Below are 14459 nucleotides of genomic sequence, written 5' to 3' on the forward strand. Positions count from 1 at the left end.
ACCGAGCATGAGGATCGAACCGCGGCCATTGTTGCCGTCTTCCACCGAAAAGACCCCCTCCGTCGAGGCCGTGCGCCCGCTGCAGGCGCGCCCCAATGCTCGCTTCGATGCGTTGCTGGGCAAGCGTGAAGTGGCTGGTCGCCGCTCGCTGCGCGCAGAGCTCGAGCAAGCGTGCGCCGGCGAGGAGATCAACCCGGACCTGTTCAGCGGCACCCGTGCGCTGGACCTGCTGCAGTACCTGCTGGACGAAGTCATGCCGTCGCTGGATGCCGAACCGGAGATCCGCGATCTGGCCGAAGACCTGCTTCGTGAAGAGATCCACCTGCGCCAGTCCCTGGAGCAGCAACGCGCCGAGGTGCAGGAACCATGATGTCCCGCGAACGACACGACAGCATCGAGCTACTCAAGGGCCTGGGCGACCTCTACCGCCGCAGCGGTCAGCCCCAGCGCGCGCTGGTGATGCTGTTGATCGCCGCGCAGATGGCCCCGCAGGACGGCACGCTGCTGCGCTACCTGGCCATGGCCTTCACCGACAGCGGCAACGCCAGTCGTGCCCTGAACGCGCTCGACCGCCTCACCGAGCAGGAAGGCGAATCACCCGGCCTGTTGCTGCTGCGCAGCCATGCCCTGTGGCGCGGCGGGCGCAAGGACGAAGCGCGCCAGTGCTTCAAGCGCTACCTTAGTGCACGCAGGGCCGCCCGATGAGCCCGCTCGATCGCCTCAACGGCCTGGCGCGTGCGGCCTCCCAGCGCACCGACGTGATCATCGTGTCGTTCATGCTGATGGCCATCGCGATGATGATCATCCCGCTGCCGACCTATCTGGTCGACGGCCTGATCGGCCTGAACATCGCCCTGAGCATGCTGATCCTGGTCGTCGCTTTCTATATCAACCACTCGGTGGAGTTCTCGGCGCTGCCGCCGCTGATCCTGCTGAGCACCCTGTTCCGCCTGTCGCTGTCGATCACCACCACGCGGCTGATCCTGCTGCACGGCGATGCCGGCCATATCGTCCAGGCGTTCGGTGACTTCGTCATCGCCGGCCAGGTGGTGGTCGGCCTGGTGGTGTTCCTGATCATCACCGTGGCGCAGTTCGTGGTCATCACCAAGGGTGCCGAGCGGGTTGCCGAGGTGGCCGCGCGCTTCACCCTCGATGCCATGCCCGGCAAGCAGATGAGCATCGACAACGACCTGCGCAACGGCGACATCGACCAGGCCGAAGCCCGTCGCCGTCGTTCGCGCCTGGAGCGTGAAAGCCAGATGTTCGGCGCCATGGACGGTGCGATGAAATTCGTCAAGGGCGACGCCATCGCCGGCCTGGTGATCCTCGCGGTGAACCTGCTGGGCGGCATGCTGATCGGCATGGTCGAGCGCGACATGCCGTTCGGCACCGCAGTGCACACCTATTCGCTGCTGACCGTTGGTGATGGCCTGATCGCACAGATTCCGGCGCTGCTGATTTCGGTGGCGGCCGGCACCGTGGTGACCCGCGTCAACAGCGACGGTGCCAGCGGTGACCTGGGGACGGAGATCATTCGCCAGTTGGGCGCCAGCCATCGTGCCTTGTTCCTCACTGCATTGATCCTGCTGGGCATCGGCCTGCTGCCGGGCTTCCCGGCGGCGGTGTTCTTCGTGCTTGCCGCAGTGCTGGCTGGCTCGGCGTTCTACCTCAAGCGTCGCCAGGCGATCGAGCAGGCTGAGCCTGTGCAAACACCGGAGGCCGAGGACGAACCCCAGGTGCCGACGGTGGAGGCCAGCGTGTCGGCGAGCAAGCCGCTCGACTGCCGTATCCTCCTGGTCATGGGGCCGGGCCTTGCGGCCAGTGCGCCGGAGCAGCCGCTACGCCAGCGCTTCGAGGCGCTGTGCCACGAGATCCGTGGCGAGCTCGGCATCGATGTGCCCCTGGCCGCCGTGCATGTGGACGCCAAGAGCGCCGCCCAGCGCTTCGTCATCGAACTTGAAGGCGTGCCGGTGAGCGAAGGTGAACTGCCTGCCGATTGCCTGCTGCTCAGGGACGACCCGGTCAATGTGCAGTTGCTCGACATGCCGATGATCGAAGCCGACTCGCCCCTGGCTGCGCGCAGCGCCCACTGGATCGCTCGTGAGCACCAGGAGCGTCTGGAACAGGCGGGCATCGGTTTCATGCTCCCCGAGGAAGTGCTACGGGCGACGGTCGAGCGCACCCTGCGCCGCTACGCGGCCGATTTTCTCGGCATCCAGGAGACCCGTGCGCTGCTGGAAAGCATTGAGGGCAGCTATGGCGAGCTGATCAAGGAAGTGCTGCGCAACCTGTCGTTGCAGCGCATGGCCGAAGCCCTGCGCTACCTGGTTGCAGAGGGTGTATCGATCCGCAACCAGCGCGCCTTGCTTGAGGCCATGGTCGATTGGGGAGGCCGCGATGCCGACGCCGCGCACCTGGCCGAACACCTGCGCGCAGCGCTGGCCCGACAGATCAGCCATCAATATGCCGACCGCAACCGGGTGATCAGCGCCCTGGTGCTGGCGCCGGCACTGGAGCAGCAGTTGCGCACGGGCATGCGTCGCCAGGGCGGTGGCCGCGAGGCGATTCCCGAGCAGGTCAGCCGCGCCTTGATGCTGCAACTGCGCCAGGCCTGCGAGCGCCTGCCCGAAGACCGCACCAGCGTGCTGCTGGTGCACCCGGAACTGCGCCGCCACCTGCGTCGCCTGGTGCAGCGTGGCGACATGGAACTGGCCGTGCTGTCGTTCCGCGAACTGGCCGGTGAATACAACCTGCAGGCCGTGGGCACTCTCGAACTTGGCGACACCTCTCAACGCCGCTCCACCAGCGGTGCCTCGGTCACTTCTCTGGCGAGTGCTTCATGATCGGTTCATCACGCATTGGCGCTGTGCTTCATTACCGGCTGTGGCTCGGCCTGGTCGGGTTGCTGCTGTCCTTCCTGGCCACTGCCGATGAGATCGCGGCCGGCAGCCATGGCCGCCTGGACCTGGCATCGGGCGAGGGCAGGGTGCTGCATTTCAAGGCGCCGGTGGCGTCGGTGCTGGTCGCCGAGCCGGGAATCGCCGACCTGCAAGTGGTGTCCGACGGGGTGATCTACGTGTTCGGCAAGGCGCCGGGGCAGACCAGCCTGATTGCTCTGGACGACGCGGGCAAGCAATTGGCGGCCTTGAGCCTGTCGGTGAACAACGCCACCCAGAGCGTCAGCCGTCCGCTGCAGGACCTGCATCCGGCCAGCGGCGCGCAGGTCAGCGCCGTGGGTAATCAGCTGGTGGCCAAGGGTTTGGTCAGGGATGTCGGCGAAGCCAGTGACCTCAATGCACTGCTCGACAACCAGAGCCCGGTGCCAGCGGTCAACGCCGCGACCTATGCCGGTTCTGCCCAGGTCAACATCCGCGTGCGCTTTGCCGAAGTCTCGCGTTCCGAGCTGCTGCGCTACGGGGTGAGCTGGAACGCGCTGTTCAACAACGGCACCTTTTCCTTTGGCTTGATCACCGGTGGTCGCCTTGCCGCCGACGCCGCCAGCGGTGCATCGAATGTCATCAGCGCCGGCCTCAGTTCGGGCAACGTGAACATCGATTCGATGCTTGAAGCCCTGCAGAGCAATGGCGTGCTGCAGATCCTCGCCGAGCCGAACATCACCGCCATGACCGGGCAGACCGCAAGCTTCCTGGCGGGCGGCGAAATCCCCGTGCCGGTGCCGGTCAACCGTGACCTGGTGGGCATCGAGTACAAGCCTTTCGGTGTGTCGCTGCTGTTCAGCCCGACGCTGCTGCCCAACGGTCATATCGCCTTGCAGGTGCGCCCCGAGGTCAGCAGCCTGATGGGCTCGGACACCACCGACGTCAACGGCTACCGGGTGCCGTCGTTCCGCGTGCGGCGTGCCGATACCCGGGTCGAGGTCGGCAGCGGCCAGACCTTTGCCATTGCAGGCTTGTTCCAGCGCGAAAGCAGCCAGGACATGGACAAGGTGCCGATGCTCGGCGACATGCCGATCCTGGGCAACCTGTTCCGCTCCAAGCGCTTCCAGCGCAACGAGACAGAGCTGGTGATCCTGATCACCCCGTACCTGGTCCAGCCGACCCGCGAGCGCGACCTGGCCACCCCCCTCGATGCCCTGCCGGGCCCTGCGACCGCTTCGGCAGGGCCACGCAGTGGCGGCAAGTTCGGCTTCTACATGAACTGACTTGGGGGTGACCATGAAATCGATCTTTTCCAAGCCGATGATCAGTGCCCCCGCCGGGCTCTGCTGGCTGTTGCCATTGGCACTGCTGGCTGGCTGCCAGACGCACCTGGAGCCGGTCTCCTATTCACCGGATTTCCAGCACAAGACACTGGCCAATGGCAGCACCGAGATCCTGCCGGTGGAGTGCCTGAAACCGGCGAGCAAGGATGATTTCGGCCTCGATGAGGACTTCGTGCCGCTGCTGCCGCCGGGCTGCGCCAACAACCTCACGCTGATGCGCATGGTCGAGCAGCCGGACGACCTGGCCCAGGGGCGGCCGACCGGCCCGACCATGGCGGCGCCCGTGGGACGCGCCGCGCAGGTCTATATCGAGGGTTACGATCGCGCCGAGCTGCGTCGACGCCAGGATGAACAGCAAGCGCGCGCCGATCGCCAGGAGAAGCAATGAAACGCGCGCATGTGCAGGTGCTAGCGACCGTCCACCAGGCCCAGCTCGCGGGCCTGGGCCTGGGCATCCGGGATCGCCTTGATGCGCCGGGCTTCGTTGAGCAGCGTCTGGCGTTCGCTGGCGGAGAGATCGTCCAGGGGCAGGCCGGCGACGTCCTGCTCGCGGCCGGCCAGTACGGTGACCAGCAGTTCGTTGCGCTGGTGCCGGGGCAGGGCACGGGGCGACTGGCCGACCACGCGCACGGTGTCCAGGGCCCGTTGCGTCTGACCGCCCAGGGCGTAGGCCAGGGCCAGGTTGCAGCGGGTGTCGAGGTCGTCCGGCGCCAGCGCCAAGCCTTTGCTGAAGGCCCCTTGGGCGGCCGCTGCCTGGCCGCGCAGGATCTGCGCGATGCCCAGGCGGTTCCAGGCATCGGCGCGGTTGCCACGTTCGGCCGCCTGGGTCAGGGACGTGACCGCTCGCTCCAGCTTGCCCTGGCGCAGTTGGGCGCTGCCCAGCCCCAGCAGGGCGTCGAGGTTGTCCGGCTGCAGTTCAAGCGCCTGCTGGTAGGCCCGCTCGGCCGCGCGCGCATCGCCCGCGGCCAGCGTGGTGTCGCCCAGCTTCTGCCAGGCTTCGGGATGGCGCCCAGGTTGCTGCGCGGCATTCTGGTAGAGCGCAGCAGCCGAGGCGGCATCGCCGCGCTGCTGCAGATCGCCCGCCAGGTGCATGAGGCGATCGTAGCCATCGTCGGCAGTGTGTTGCTGGCTGGTGCAGGCGCCGAGCAAGGTGCTGGCGATCAGAAGCAAGGTGGACGGAAAACGGTTGGGCATGGAAAGGACTCGACCGGGCGACGGAGTGGCCATTCTAGCGACTTGATGTGTGAATTCGACTGCGCTTCATACGATTTCACAGCTGTGACCTCTGCCAAAGAGGTGATTGCCCATGCGTAACTCGCTCTGGCTCATCGGTTTGTTGCTGGTCGTGCTGTCGTTGCCTGCGCGCAGCGATGAAGGCAAGGGTGACCCCGCCTGGTTCGCCCAACCCTATGCCTACGCCCTGGTCGACCAGGACCTGCGCGGCGCCCTGAGCGAGTTCGGGCAGAACCTGGAGCAGGTCGTGGTGGTGTCCGACAAGGTCCGCGGCAAGGCTCGCAGCCCACTGCGCAGCAGCACTGCCGGCGAATTCCTCACCCAGCTGTGCGACAGCAACGCGCTGGGTTGGTACTACGACGGCAACGTGCTCTACATCAATAGCAACGATGAAGTGGCCACGCGCTTGTTCCGTCGCCAGCCCGGGTTGGACCTGGAGCAGTTGCGCGACTACCTGCAAAGCCTCGATGTGTACGGCCGCCAGTTGTCGCAACGCCCTGGCGCCGACCGCGACGAGCTGCTGGTGTCCGGACCGCCCGCCTACCTGAACATGATCCAGCAGCACCTCGACAACCGACCCCAACCCGTCGCGACGTCCGCAGCCTCCCGGAGTATCCGGGTGTTCCGCGGCGCCAGCGTCAGCGATCACTGAAAAACCAACCAGGAGAAGCCCCATGGCCGTTACCCCGATCGATACCCCCGGCAGCACCCCGAGCAGCGCTGAAGCGCGCTTCGATGCTGCGCTCGGCAAATCCCAGGACGCCTCTGACGATCCAAGCTTCCAGGAGGCGCTGGTGAACCAGGCCGTGATGATCGGCGGGCAGTTCATCATCATGCCCAAGGCGCAGGAAATGCTGAACGAAGCCCAGTCCTCGGACGACGATGAGTAAGCGGCCATGACAGCCAGTCTTGCGACTACGGCGGCACTGCCGCCGTCAGGAGGACAAGGGGGGGTTGGTGCCTCCCAGAACCTCTTCGAACACATGGCCAACAGCGCCAAGGGCATGCCTGAAGGTGCCAGTCCTCACCAGATCGGTGAGAGCCTGATGCAGCGCCTGGATGGTTTCATCGACCGTTCGCGCACCTTCAGCGCTCGGGCCGAGTTGCTTAGCCATGGCGGCCCAGCGATGCCATCGTCGAGCCCGGCCGTGGGCTCGTCGCCGTTCGTGGCGCCGGGCGCCGAGGGCACGCCCAAGGTCGGAGAGACCCAGGTTGCGAACATCGTCGAGTCCCTCGGGCGGATGTTCGACTACTCCATCGAAACCCAGATGGTGGTGCGTGGCGCGACCCAGGTTTCCGGCTCCGCCAACACCCTGCTCAAAGGACAATGAATCGATGACCCGTCGTTGGCGAGCCCTGCGTGTGCTGATCGTCGTCGCCCTGGCCAGCCTGTTGCAGGCCTGTGACATGGACTTGTACAGCAACCTCAGCGAGCGCGAGGCCAATGCCATGCTCGCGGTGTTGCTGCGCGATGGCATCCCGGCCTCGCGCAAGGTCCAGGACAACGGCCAGATGAAGATCGTGGTGGACGAGCGTCGCTTTGCCGACGCCATGGCCCGCCTCGACGAGGCCGGGCTGCCGGGGCAGTCGTTCTCCAACCTGGGCGAAGTGTTCAAGAGCAATGGCCTGGTGTCCTCGCCGGTGCAGGAGCGTGCGCAGATGGTCTACGCCCTGAGCGAAGAGCTGTCGCACAGCGTCTCGCAGATCGACGGCATCGTCTCGGCGCGGGTACATGTGGTGCTGCCGGACAACGACTTGCTCAAGCGGGTGATTTCCCCGTCGTCGGCCTCGGTGCTGGTGCGCTATGACGCCAACACCGACATCAATCCGCTGATCCCGCAGATCAAGACCCTGGTCGCCAACGGCATTTCCGGGCTCAGCTATGACGGTGTGTCGGTGACTGCGATCAAGGCTGCGGCCCCCAGGAGCGAAGCCGACGGCCAGCCGCGCCTGGCAAGCGTGATGGGCATCTGGATGCTCGAACAGGATGCAGCCCGCGCGCGTCTGCTGCTCGGTGGCAGCCTGCTGGTGGCGCTGGCCCTCGCCGGGCTGTTGGGCTGGCGACACTGGCAGCAGCGTCGTGGTCGTGCGCTGTACAGCCTGTCGGAGGCGCCATGAGCCTGATGCCCCAATGGCAGGCCCTGCTGGGGCAGCCTCTGGCCTTTGTCGACCGGCGCCACCTGCGCCGCTGTTTCGCCGAGAACGTCGCCGGTGCGCAGATCCAGGCATTGATCGAGTCGCCGCGTTTCCAGGCGCGCCTGCAGGCGTTGATGCTGGCGCACTTCCAGTTGCAGCCATTGGATCAGGTGTCGCAACCGACCGAACAGGACCTGCCGGTGTTGCTGCTGGCGCCGCAGGATTTCGCCCGTTTGCCGCGCCTGTGTGGGGCCATCTGGCACGGTGCGACCTTGGGCCGGGAAATCCGTCGCGAGGTGGTCGAGCACCTGCGCCAGGGGCTTGGGCATGAGGTCTTCGGCCTGGCCATTGCCCATCGGCAATGGGGCGGGGCAATGGACCTGTTGCGCCAGCCTGACGACCTGCTGACCGCCATCGATCACGACGGTGCGCGCTGTGTGCAGGCCTGGTTCGACGAGCAGCCCGCCGACCTGCGCGATTGGCTGCAATTGCGCCTGCCGATGCCTGTGGCGGAAGGTTCGGCATCGTTGGCCGACCCTGGCATCGTGCGTCGGGTCGCCGCCTTGCTGATGCCGTTGTCCGAGAACCGGGAGAGCGTGCAATGAGTCAGTTGCCCAGCCGTCCGGCGTCGCGCATTCTGCGTGCCGCCGAGGTCCAGGCCTGGACCGATGGACGCGATTACCTGCAGGCCGCCCGCGATGAGGCCGAACGTATCCGTGAAGACAGCGCCCGCTGGCTGGAGCAGGCCCGCGCCGAGGGTTTTGAACTCGGCCGCGCCAAGGGCGCCGAGGCAGTCAGCGAATTGCTGGCCGACACTGCCGCCAAGGTCGAGGCCTACCTGGCGGGGCTGGAAAACAGCCTGGCCGACTTAGCCCTGGGCATTGCCCGCGAAGTGCTGGAGAGCCTGGGGGACGCCGAGCGCATCGTGCTGTGCACACGCAAGGCGCTGGTTGCGTTTCGCCAGGACCAGGCGCTGACGCTGTTCGTGCCGCGCCTGGAGGTCGAGGCCGTGCGCCGCCGCATGCACGGCGAAACGGATGGCCTGGCGACGATCGCCGTGGAGTCCGATGATCAATTGCAGCCCGGTCAGGCTCGCCTGAGCAGCCCGGTCGGCTCGGTGGAGCTGGGGCTGGACGCCCAGTTGCAGGCGCTGCGCCGTAGCCTGTTGCCGTTCGCCGAGGTGACGCCGTGAGCTTGCAAGCGTTGTTGCCGCGCCTGCACGCGCGCCTGGGCGATGCCCGGCCACGGCCGATGAAGGGCACCATCCGCAGCATTCGTGGTGTGTTGCTGCGTGCCAGCGTCGCCGGGGTGCGCATCGGCGAGCTGTGCCGCCTGCACGACCCGTCCAGTGGTCGCGCCCTGGCGGCAGAGGTCATCGGTTTCGATGGCGACGAGGCGATTCTCTCGCCGATCGGCTCGCTCGAAGGCTTGTCGACGCGCACCGAGATCACCGCCACCGGCGAGGCGCTGGGGGTGAGTGTGGGCGATGGTCAGTTGGGGCGGGTCATCAGCCCCATGGGCGATTACCTCGATGGTGATCGCCAGCCGCCGCTGGGGCCGATGCGCCGTTATCCGCTGCAGGCCGAGCCGCCTGAACCCTTCGCCCGGCAGGTGATCGTCGAGCCGTTGTCGGTGGGGGTTCGCGCCATCGACGGGCTGCTGACCCTGGGCCGTGGCCAGCGCATGGGCCTGTTCGGTGAGCCGGGGGTGGGCAAGTCGTCGCTGCTCGCCAGCATGGTGCGCAACACCGATGCCGACGTGGTGGTGATCGGCCTGATCGGCGAGCGTGGCCGCGAAGTGCGCGAGCTGCTCGACGTGCAGCTCGATGCCCAGGCCCGCGCGCGCACCGTGGCGGTGGTCGCCACCTCCGACCGGCCGGCCGCCGAGCGTGCTCGCGCCGCCTATGTGGCGACGGTGCTGGCCGAGTATCACCGCGACCAGGGCCGCAACGTGCTGCTGTTGATGGACAGCCTGACCCGCTTCGCCCGCGCCCAGCGCGAGATCGGCCTGGCGGTGGGCGAGCCGCCGACCCGTCGCGGTTATCCGCCGTCGTTCTTCTCGGCCCTGCCGCGCCTGCTGGAACGTGCCGGCCCCGCAGCCCGGGGCAGCATCACGGCGCTGTACACGGTGCTCACCGAAGGCGACGCGGCGACCGATCCGGTGGCCGAGGAGGCGCGCTCGATTCTCGACGGCCATGTGGTGCTCAGCGCCGAGCTTGCTCAGCGCAACCATTTTCCCGCCATCGATGTGCTGCGCAGCCGCAGCCGCCTGATGGAGCAGGTCGCCAGCCCTGAGCAACGCCAGCTGGCCATGCGCATGCGCGAGCTGATGGCGCGGCGCAACGATATCGAAATGCTGATCCGCATCGGTGAATACGCCGCCGGCAGCGACCCACTGGCGGACGAAGCGATCGCCCGCCACGCCGCTATCGAAGCTTTCCTGCGCCAGTCGGCGGCGGAGCCGAGCGGCGCCCGACAAACCCTGGATCACATGCGCAAGGTGCTGGCATGAATGAGGAGCGCCCATGAAGAGTCACGAACTGAAAAGCCTGCAGACCCTGCGCCAATTGCGTGAACAACGGGCGTCGGCGCAACTGGCCGCGCAGCGCCAGCTCTGTCGCCAAACCCATGCGGCCCTCGACGACGCCCGCCAGCGGCTGTGCCTGGCGCGGGAAACCTCCGCGCTCGAGGCAGAAAAACTCTACGGTCGCTTCAGCGAGGGGCTGTCGGTCAAGGCCTGGCTTGCCGCGCAAGTGCACCTGTCGGAGCTGGAGGACGAACAGGAGACGCTGCTGGGTAATCTGGACGAGGCCCACGACTATCACCAGCAGCAGGAGCAGACCCAGGAGAGCCTGCGTCAGGCCCATGTCGCTCGCCAGCGCCAGGCCGATGCCTGGGATTCCCTGGTCGAAGGCCACGCCTTGGGCGAGCGCCGCGTCGTGGAAGCGCAGGATGAAGGCGAAGACCTGTTTGCCCCCTTGCTGGATCTCACGCCTTGACCCTGCAGACCACCGAGGTGCCCGCCGACGCGCTGGCCTTCGAGCGCAGCCTGGAGCGCCTTGACCCGCATTGGCAAGCCCTGCACCAGCGCCTGCATCGGCCGCGCCAGCCCTGGCAGGGGCAGTTGGGCGGGGAGCCGCTGAGTGTCGCCTGGGCGTCGAGTGGTGTGGCGATGGATGAACCCCAGCTTGAGTTGTGGCTGTCGCTGGGCGACTCGCCCGTGCAGCTGCTCGTGCCGGCCCGTGCCCTCGATCTGCTCGGCTTGCCCGAGGGGCTGGTGCTGCCGAGCCTGCCCGCGGCGCTGTTGCTGGAGCAGGCGCTGCTGACGCTGATCGCGCCGCTGGAGCAGTTGTTCGCGCAGCCGATTCGCGTGCTCGACCGCGCGCTCACGCAGTGCGTCGAGCTGGCGCCGCTGAGCCTTGGCCTGGCGGTGCACCTGGCTGACAGCGCGCTGGCGGTGCAATTGCGCTGCGATGCCGCAACCTGGGCCGAGATCGCCCTATTGCTGGAACAGCATGCCACCCCCATGCCCCACGACCTCGGTGGCCTGGCGCTGGCGCTGGGCGTCGACGGCGGCGAAGCCTGGCTCAGCCTGGCCGAGCTGCGCAGCCTGCTGCCGGGCGATGTGGTCATGCTCGACCCCTGGTCGAACGATCATCTGCGCCTGCACCTGGACGACCAGTGGCAGGCCCGTGTGCAGCGCGACGGACGACGCCTGCAACTACTCGAACCCCCTATCACCGCGCTTGCCTTGAAGGAGCGACACATGAGCGAACAGGGCACCGGGCCGAGCCTGGACAGCAGCCTTGACGAGCTGCAACTGAAACTGGTCTGCCAGGTCGGCAGCGTCGAGTTGAGCCTGGCGCAACTGCGCGAGCTGGGCGTGGGCAGCGTGCTGGAGCTGGCGCCGCGCATGCACGAAGGCGTCGACCTGATGATCAACGGCCGACGCGTCGGCCAGGGCCAATTGGTGAAGATCGGCGACGGCCTGGGCGTGCGCCTGCTGAGCTTTGCCGCATCATGAGTGGCTACCAGCCAAACCTGATCGAGATCATCCTGGTCGTCGCCTCCATCGGCCTGATTCCGCTGGCGGTGGTGACCCTGACCGGGTTCCTGAAGATCTCCGTGGTGCTGTTCCTGATCCGCAACGCCCTGGGTGTGCAGCAGACGCCGCCGAACCTGGTGCTCTATGGCATCGCGCTGATCCTGTCGGTGTACGTCACCACGCCGGTGATCGGCGACATGTACCGGGCCGCGCAAAGCCACGGCCTGCAACTGGAGAACGCCGAGCAGCTCAAGGAGCTGGGCGAGGCGATCAGGCCACCCTTGCAGGCGCACCTGTCGCGCTTCGCCAACGAGAGCGAGCGCGGCTTCTTCGTGCAGGCCACGCAGAACGTGTGGTCCGAAGAGGCCCGGGCCGAGTTGCGCGACGACGATCTGGTGGTGCTGATCCCGGCGTTCGTCAGCTCAGAGCTGACGCGGGCGTTCGAGATCGGTTTCCTGTTGTACATCCCCTTCCTGGTGGTCGACCTGCTGGTATCCAACGTGTTGATGGCGATGGGCATGTCGATGGTGTCGCCGACGCTGATCTCGATACCGCTGAAGCTGTTCCTCTTCGTTGCGCTGAGCGGCTGGTCGCGCTTGATGCATGGTCTGATTCTGAGCTACGGGAGCTGAGCCGATGGGACAGGACGTGTTCCTTTCGTTGATGAAGCAGGCGCTGATGACGGTGTTGCTGCTGTCGGCGCCAGCGCTGGGGGTGGCGATCATCGTCGGCCTGAGCGTGGGCCTCTTGCAGGCACTGACGCAGATCCAGGACCAGACCCTGCCGCAAGTGGTCAAGCTGGTGGCGGTGCTGCTGCTGATCGTCTTCGTTGGCCCGCTGCTGGCCGGGCAGGTGATGGGGCTGGGCAACCAGGTGCTGGACAACTTCGCGCTGTGGACGCGCTGACCGGGCATGGACGCAGGTTTCGTCAATGCCTTTCTGGAGATCGCCTACCCGGTGATCAGCTCGGCCGCGCTCTCCACGGCCCGTGCCATGGGCGTGGTGGTGATCACCCCGGCCTTCAACCGCTTGGGCCTGACCGGGATGATCCGCACCTGCGCCGCCGTGGCGATTTCGGTGCCGATGTTCCTGCCAGTGTTCTCGGCCTTTACCGCCTCGCCTGAGCTTGGCGGATTCTGGCTGGCGGGCTTGCTGATCAAGGAGTTCCTGGTCGGGTTGGTGGTCGGTCTGTTGTTCGGCATCCCGTTCTGGGCGGCAGAAGTGGCGGGGGAGCTGATCGACCTGCAGCGGGGCTCGACCATGGCGCAACTGGTGGATCCGCTGTCGTCGGGTGAATCCGGGGTGATGGCGACCTTGCTCACCGTGATGCTGATCGCGCTGTATTTCATGTCGGGTGGTTTCATCCTCATGGTCGATGGCTACCTGCACAGCTACCAGTTATGGCCGGTGACCCAGTTCACGCCGTTGTTCGCCGGTTCCGCGCTGACGGCGGTGCTGTCGATCCTCGACCAGGTGATGCGCATCGGGGTGCTGATGGTGTCGCCGTTGCTGATTTCGTTGCTGATCACCGACCTGATGCTCGCCTACCTTTCGCGCATGGCGCCGAGCCTGCACATCTTCGACCTGTCGCTGCCGGTGAAGAACCTGTTCTTCACCCTTCTGATGGTGGTCTACATCGGCTTCCTGGTGCCGCTGATGCTCGATCAGCTTGCGGAGTTTCGCGGCACGGTCGGGGTGCTGCAGAGCCTGGTGGAGGGGGGTAATGGCTGACACCAGCGAAGAGAAGTCGCAGCCGGCAACGGACAAGAAGCTCAAGGATGCACGCAAGAAGGGCCAGGTCGCCAAGAGCCAGGACCTGGTGTCGGGGGTGGTGATCCTGCTCTGCACCCTGTGCATCGCCATCCTCGCGCCACGGGCCAAGGCCCAGGTCACGGCACTGGTGGACCTGACCGCGCAGATCTACATCGAACCCTTCGCCACGGTGTGGCCGCGCCTGCTCGATACCGCCGAGCAACTGCTGATCGGCATCACCCTGCCGGTGATGGCGGTGACGGTGACGGCCGTGGTGCTGACCAACCTGGTGACCATGCGCGGGCTGGTGTTCTCGGTCGAGCCGCTGAAGCCGGATTTCAAGCGCATCAACCCGGCCGAGGGCTTCAAGCGGATCTTCGCCATGCGCAACGTGGTGGAATTCCTCAAGGGCCTGGTGAAGGTGCACTTGCTGGGGCTGGCGTTCTATGTGGTCGGGCGCCATGCGCTGCAGGCGCTGATGGAGTCGTCGCGGTGTGGGCCTGAGTGCCTGCAGTCGACCTTCCTGCTGGTGCTCAAGCCGCTGGTGTTCACGGTGCTGGCGGCGTTTCTGGTGCTGGGGGCGGCGGATGTGCTGATGCAGCGCTGGCTGTTCGGCCGCGACATGCGCATGACTCGCAGCGAGCAGAAGCGCGAGCGCAAGGATATCGATGGCGATCCGTTGATCAAGCGCGAGCTGCGCCGCCAGCGCCAGGAAATGCAGGCCATGGCGACCAAGCTGGGGCTGGGCCGGGCGTCGTTGATGGTGGGGGTGGCGGGTGGTTGGGTGGTGGGTTTGCGCTATGTGCGCGGCGAGACCCCGGTGCCGGTGGTGGTGTGTCAGGCAGAGCCTGAAGACAGTGCGCGGATGCTGGCCGAGGCGGCGCAACTGGGGATCGCCCATGCCATGGATGCCCGCCTGGCAGCGGAGCTTGCCCGGCGCACCGTGGCGGGGGATCCGGTGCCGGACAGCACCTTCCAGACCGTGGCTGATCTGTTGGTGGCTGCGCGGTTGATCTGATCCCCCGGTGTAGCCGGTGCCATGTGTTCACTGCTTTTGTAGGAGCGGGCTTGC

19 protein-coding genes are annotated in these 14459 nt (G+C 66.6%); 18 read left to right on the forward strand and 1 reads right to left on the reverse strand.

The features are described from left to right. Window positions 1-7 precede the first annotated feature (7 nt). The 5 genes from ACK3BK_RS07100 to ACK3BK_RS07120 are packed head-to-tail and all read left to right on the forward strand — an operon-like array spanning window position 8 to window position 4610. Window positions 8-370, forward strand: a complete 363-nt coding sequence (locus tag ACK3BK_RS07100; protein WP_186708430.1) for a hypothetical protein — start codon at window positions 8-10, stop codon at window positions 368-370. Then, window positions 370-705 (forward strand): tetratricopeptide repeat protein, encoded by a 336-nt coding sequence (locus ACK3BK_RS07105; protein WP_371105658.1) that lies wholly within the window; start codon window positions 370-372, stop codon window positions 703-705. The genes ACK3BK_RS07100 and ACK3BK_RS07105 overlap by 1 nt, the downstream gene beginning before the upstream one ends. Continuing rightward, window positions 702-2843, forward strand: a complete 2142-nt coding sequence (gene sctV, locus ACK3BK_RS07110; protein WP_411383984.1) for a type III secretion system export apparatus subunit SctV — start codon at window positions 702-704, stop codon at window positions 2841-2843. Before ACK3BK_RS07105 ends, sctV begins: the two co-directional genes overlap by 4 nt. Beyond that, window positions 2840-4162: a type II and III secretion system protein family protein gene (locus ACK3BK_RS07115; protein ID WP_411383985.1), complete on the forward strand. Its 1323-nt coding sequence runs from the start codon at window positions 2840-2842 to the stop codon at window positions 4160-4162. Before sctV ends, ACK3BK_RS07115 begins: the two co-directional genes overlap by 4 nt. Window positions 4163-4175: 13 nt before the next feature. After that, window positions 4176-4610: a hypothetical protein gene (locus tag ACK3BK_RS07120; protein WP_238348295.1), complete on the forward strand. Its 435-nt coding sequence runs from the start codon at window positions 4176-4178 to the stop codon at window positions 4608-4610. Window positions 4611-4630: 20 nt separating this feature from the next. On the opposite strand, the gene ACK3BK_RS07125 is transcribed toward ACK3BK_RS07120, so the two are convergent. Beyond that, entirely contained in the window at window positions 4631-5416 is a 786-nt protein-coding gene (locus ACK3BK_RS07125; RefSeq protein WP_411383986.1) for a tetratricopeptide repeat protein, read from the reverse strand. Between the two features lie 112 nt (window positions 5417-5528). Between ACK3BK_RS07125 and ACK3BK_RS07130 the strand changes: the two genes are divergently transcribed. From ACK3BK_RS07130 to ACK3BK_RS07190, 13 genes are read left to right on the forward strand one after another with little or no spacing between them, the layout of a single operon-like run. Then, the gene (locus tag ACK3BK_RS07130; protein WP_411383987.1) at window positions 5529-6107 is read left to right on the forward strand and encodes a type III secretion protein; all 579 of its coding nucleotides are present in this window, start codon (window positions 5529-5531) and stop codon (window positions 6105-6107) included. A 22-nt stretch (window positions 6108-6129) separates the two neighbouring features. Then, window positions 6130-6345 carry a hypothetical protein gene (locus ACK3BK_RS07135; protein WP_186666937.1) on the forward strand — a complete coding sequence of 72 codons (216 nt, stop codon included), beginning with the start codon at window positions 6130-6132 and terminating at the stop codon, window positions 6343-6345. A gap of 6 nt (window positions 6346-6351) precedes the next feature. Further along, window positions 6352-6786, forward strand: coding sequence for a hypothetical protein (locus tag ACK3BK_RS07140; RefSeq protein WP_411383988.1), 435 nt, complete (start codon window positions 6352-6354; stop codon window positions 6784-6786). A 4-nt stretch (window positions 6787-6790) separates the two neighbouring features. Then, a complete protein-coding gene (gene sctJ, locus ACK3BK_RS07145; RefSeq protein ID WP_411383989.1) occupies window positions 6791-7573 on the forward strand; it encodes a type III secretion system inner membrane ring lipoprotein SctJ in 783 nt (260 codons plus the stop codon). Next, entirely contained in the window at window positions 7570-8196 is a 627-nt protein-coding gene (locus ACK3BK_RS07150; RefSeq protein ID WP_411383990.1) for a type III secretion protein, read from the forward strand. Before sctJ ends, ACK3BK_RS07150 begins: the two co-directional genes overlap by 4 nt. Then, window positions 8193-8783 (forward strand): FliH/SctL family protein, encoded by a 591-nt coding sequence (locus tag ACK3BK_RS07155; protein ID WP_186666933.1) that lies wholly within the window; start codon window positions 8193-8195, stop codon window positions 8781-8783. The genes ACK3BK_RS07150 and ACK3BK_RS07155 overlap by 4 nt, the downstream gene beginning before the upstream one ends. Before the next feature lie 59 nt (window positions 8784-8842). Beyond that, a complete protein-coding gene (locus ACK3BK_RS07160) occupies window positions 8843-10102 on the forward strand; it encodes a FliI/YscN family ATPase (protein WP_411384450.1) in 1260 nt (419 codons plus the stop codon). A gap of 13 nt (window positions 10103-10115) precedes the next feature. Next, window positions 10116-10589: a hypothetical protein gene (locus tag ACK3BK_RS07165; RefSeq protein WP_186666931.1), complete on the forward strand. Its 474-nt coding sequence runs from the start codon at window positions 10116-10118 to the stop codon at window positions 10587-10589. Further along, window positions 10586-11614, forward strand: a complete 1029-nt coding sequence (locus tag ACK3BK_RS07170; protein ID WP_411383991.1) for a FliM/FliN family flagellar motor switch protein — start codon at window positions 10586-10588, stop codon at window positions 11612-11614. Before ACK3BK_RS07165 ends, ACK3BK_RS07170 begins: the two co-directional genes overlap by 4 nt. After that, window positions 11611-12267 carry a type III secretion system export apparatus subunit SctR gene (sctR, locus tag ACK3BK_RS07175; protein WP_063543624.1) on the forward strand — a complete coding sequence of 219 codons (657 nt, stop codon included), beginning with the start codon at window positions 11611-11613 and terminating at the stop codon, window positions 12265-12267. Before ACK3BK_RS07170 ends, sctR begins: the two co-directional genes overlap by 4 nt. A 4-nt stretch (window positions 12268-12271) precedes the next feature. Continuing rightward, window positions 12272-12541: an EscS/YscS/HrcS family type III secretion system export apparatus protein gene (locus ACK3BK_RS07180; RefSeq protein WP_054892864.1), complete on the forward strand. Its 270-nt coding sequence runs from the start codon at window positions 12272-12274 to the stop codon at window positions 12539-12541. Between the two features lie 6 nt (window positions 12542-12547). After that, on the forward strand, window positions 12548-13366 hold the full coding sequence (sctT, locus tag ACK3BK_RS07185; RefSeq protein ID WP_186666929.1) for a type III secretion system export apparatus subunit SctT: 819 nt from the start codon (window positions 12548-12550) through the stop codon (window positions 13364-13366). Next, window positions 13359-14405, forward strand: coding sequence for an EscU/YscU/HrcU family type III secretion system export apparatus switch protein (locus ACK3BK_RS07190; RefSeq protein WP_411383992.1), 1047 nt, complete (start codon window positions 13359-13361; stop codon window positions 14403-14405). Before sctT ends, ACK3BK_RS07190 begins: the two co-directional genes overlap by 8 nt. The last annotated feature ends 54 nt before the right edge of the window (window positions 14406-14459 follow it).

The sequence above is a fragment of the Pseudomonas sp. L7 genome (genome assembly GCF_046605565.1).
In the GTDB taxonomy this organism is placed as follows: Bacteria; Pseudomonadota; Gammaproteobacteria; order Pseudomonadales; family Pseudomonadaceae; genus Aquipseudomonas; species Aquipseudomonas wayambapalatensis.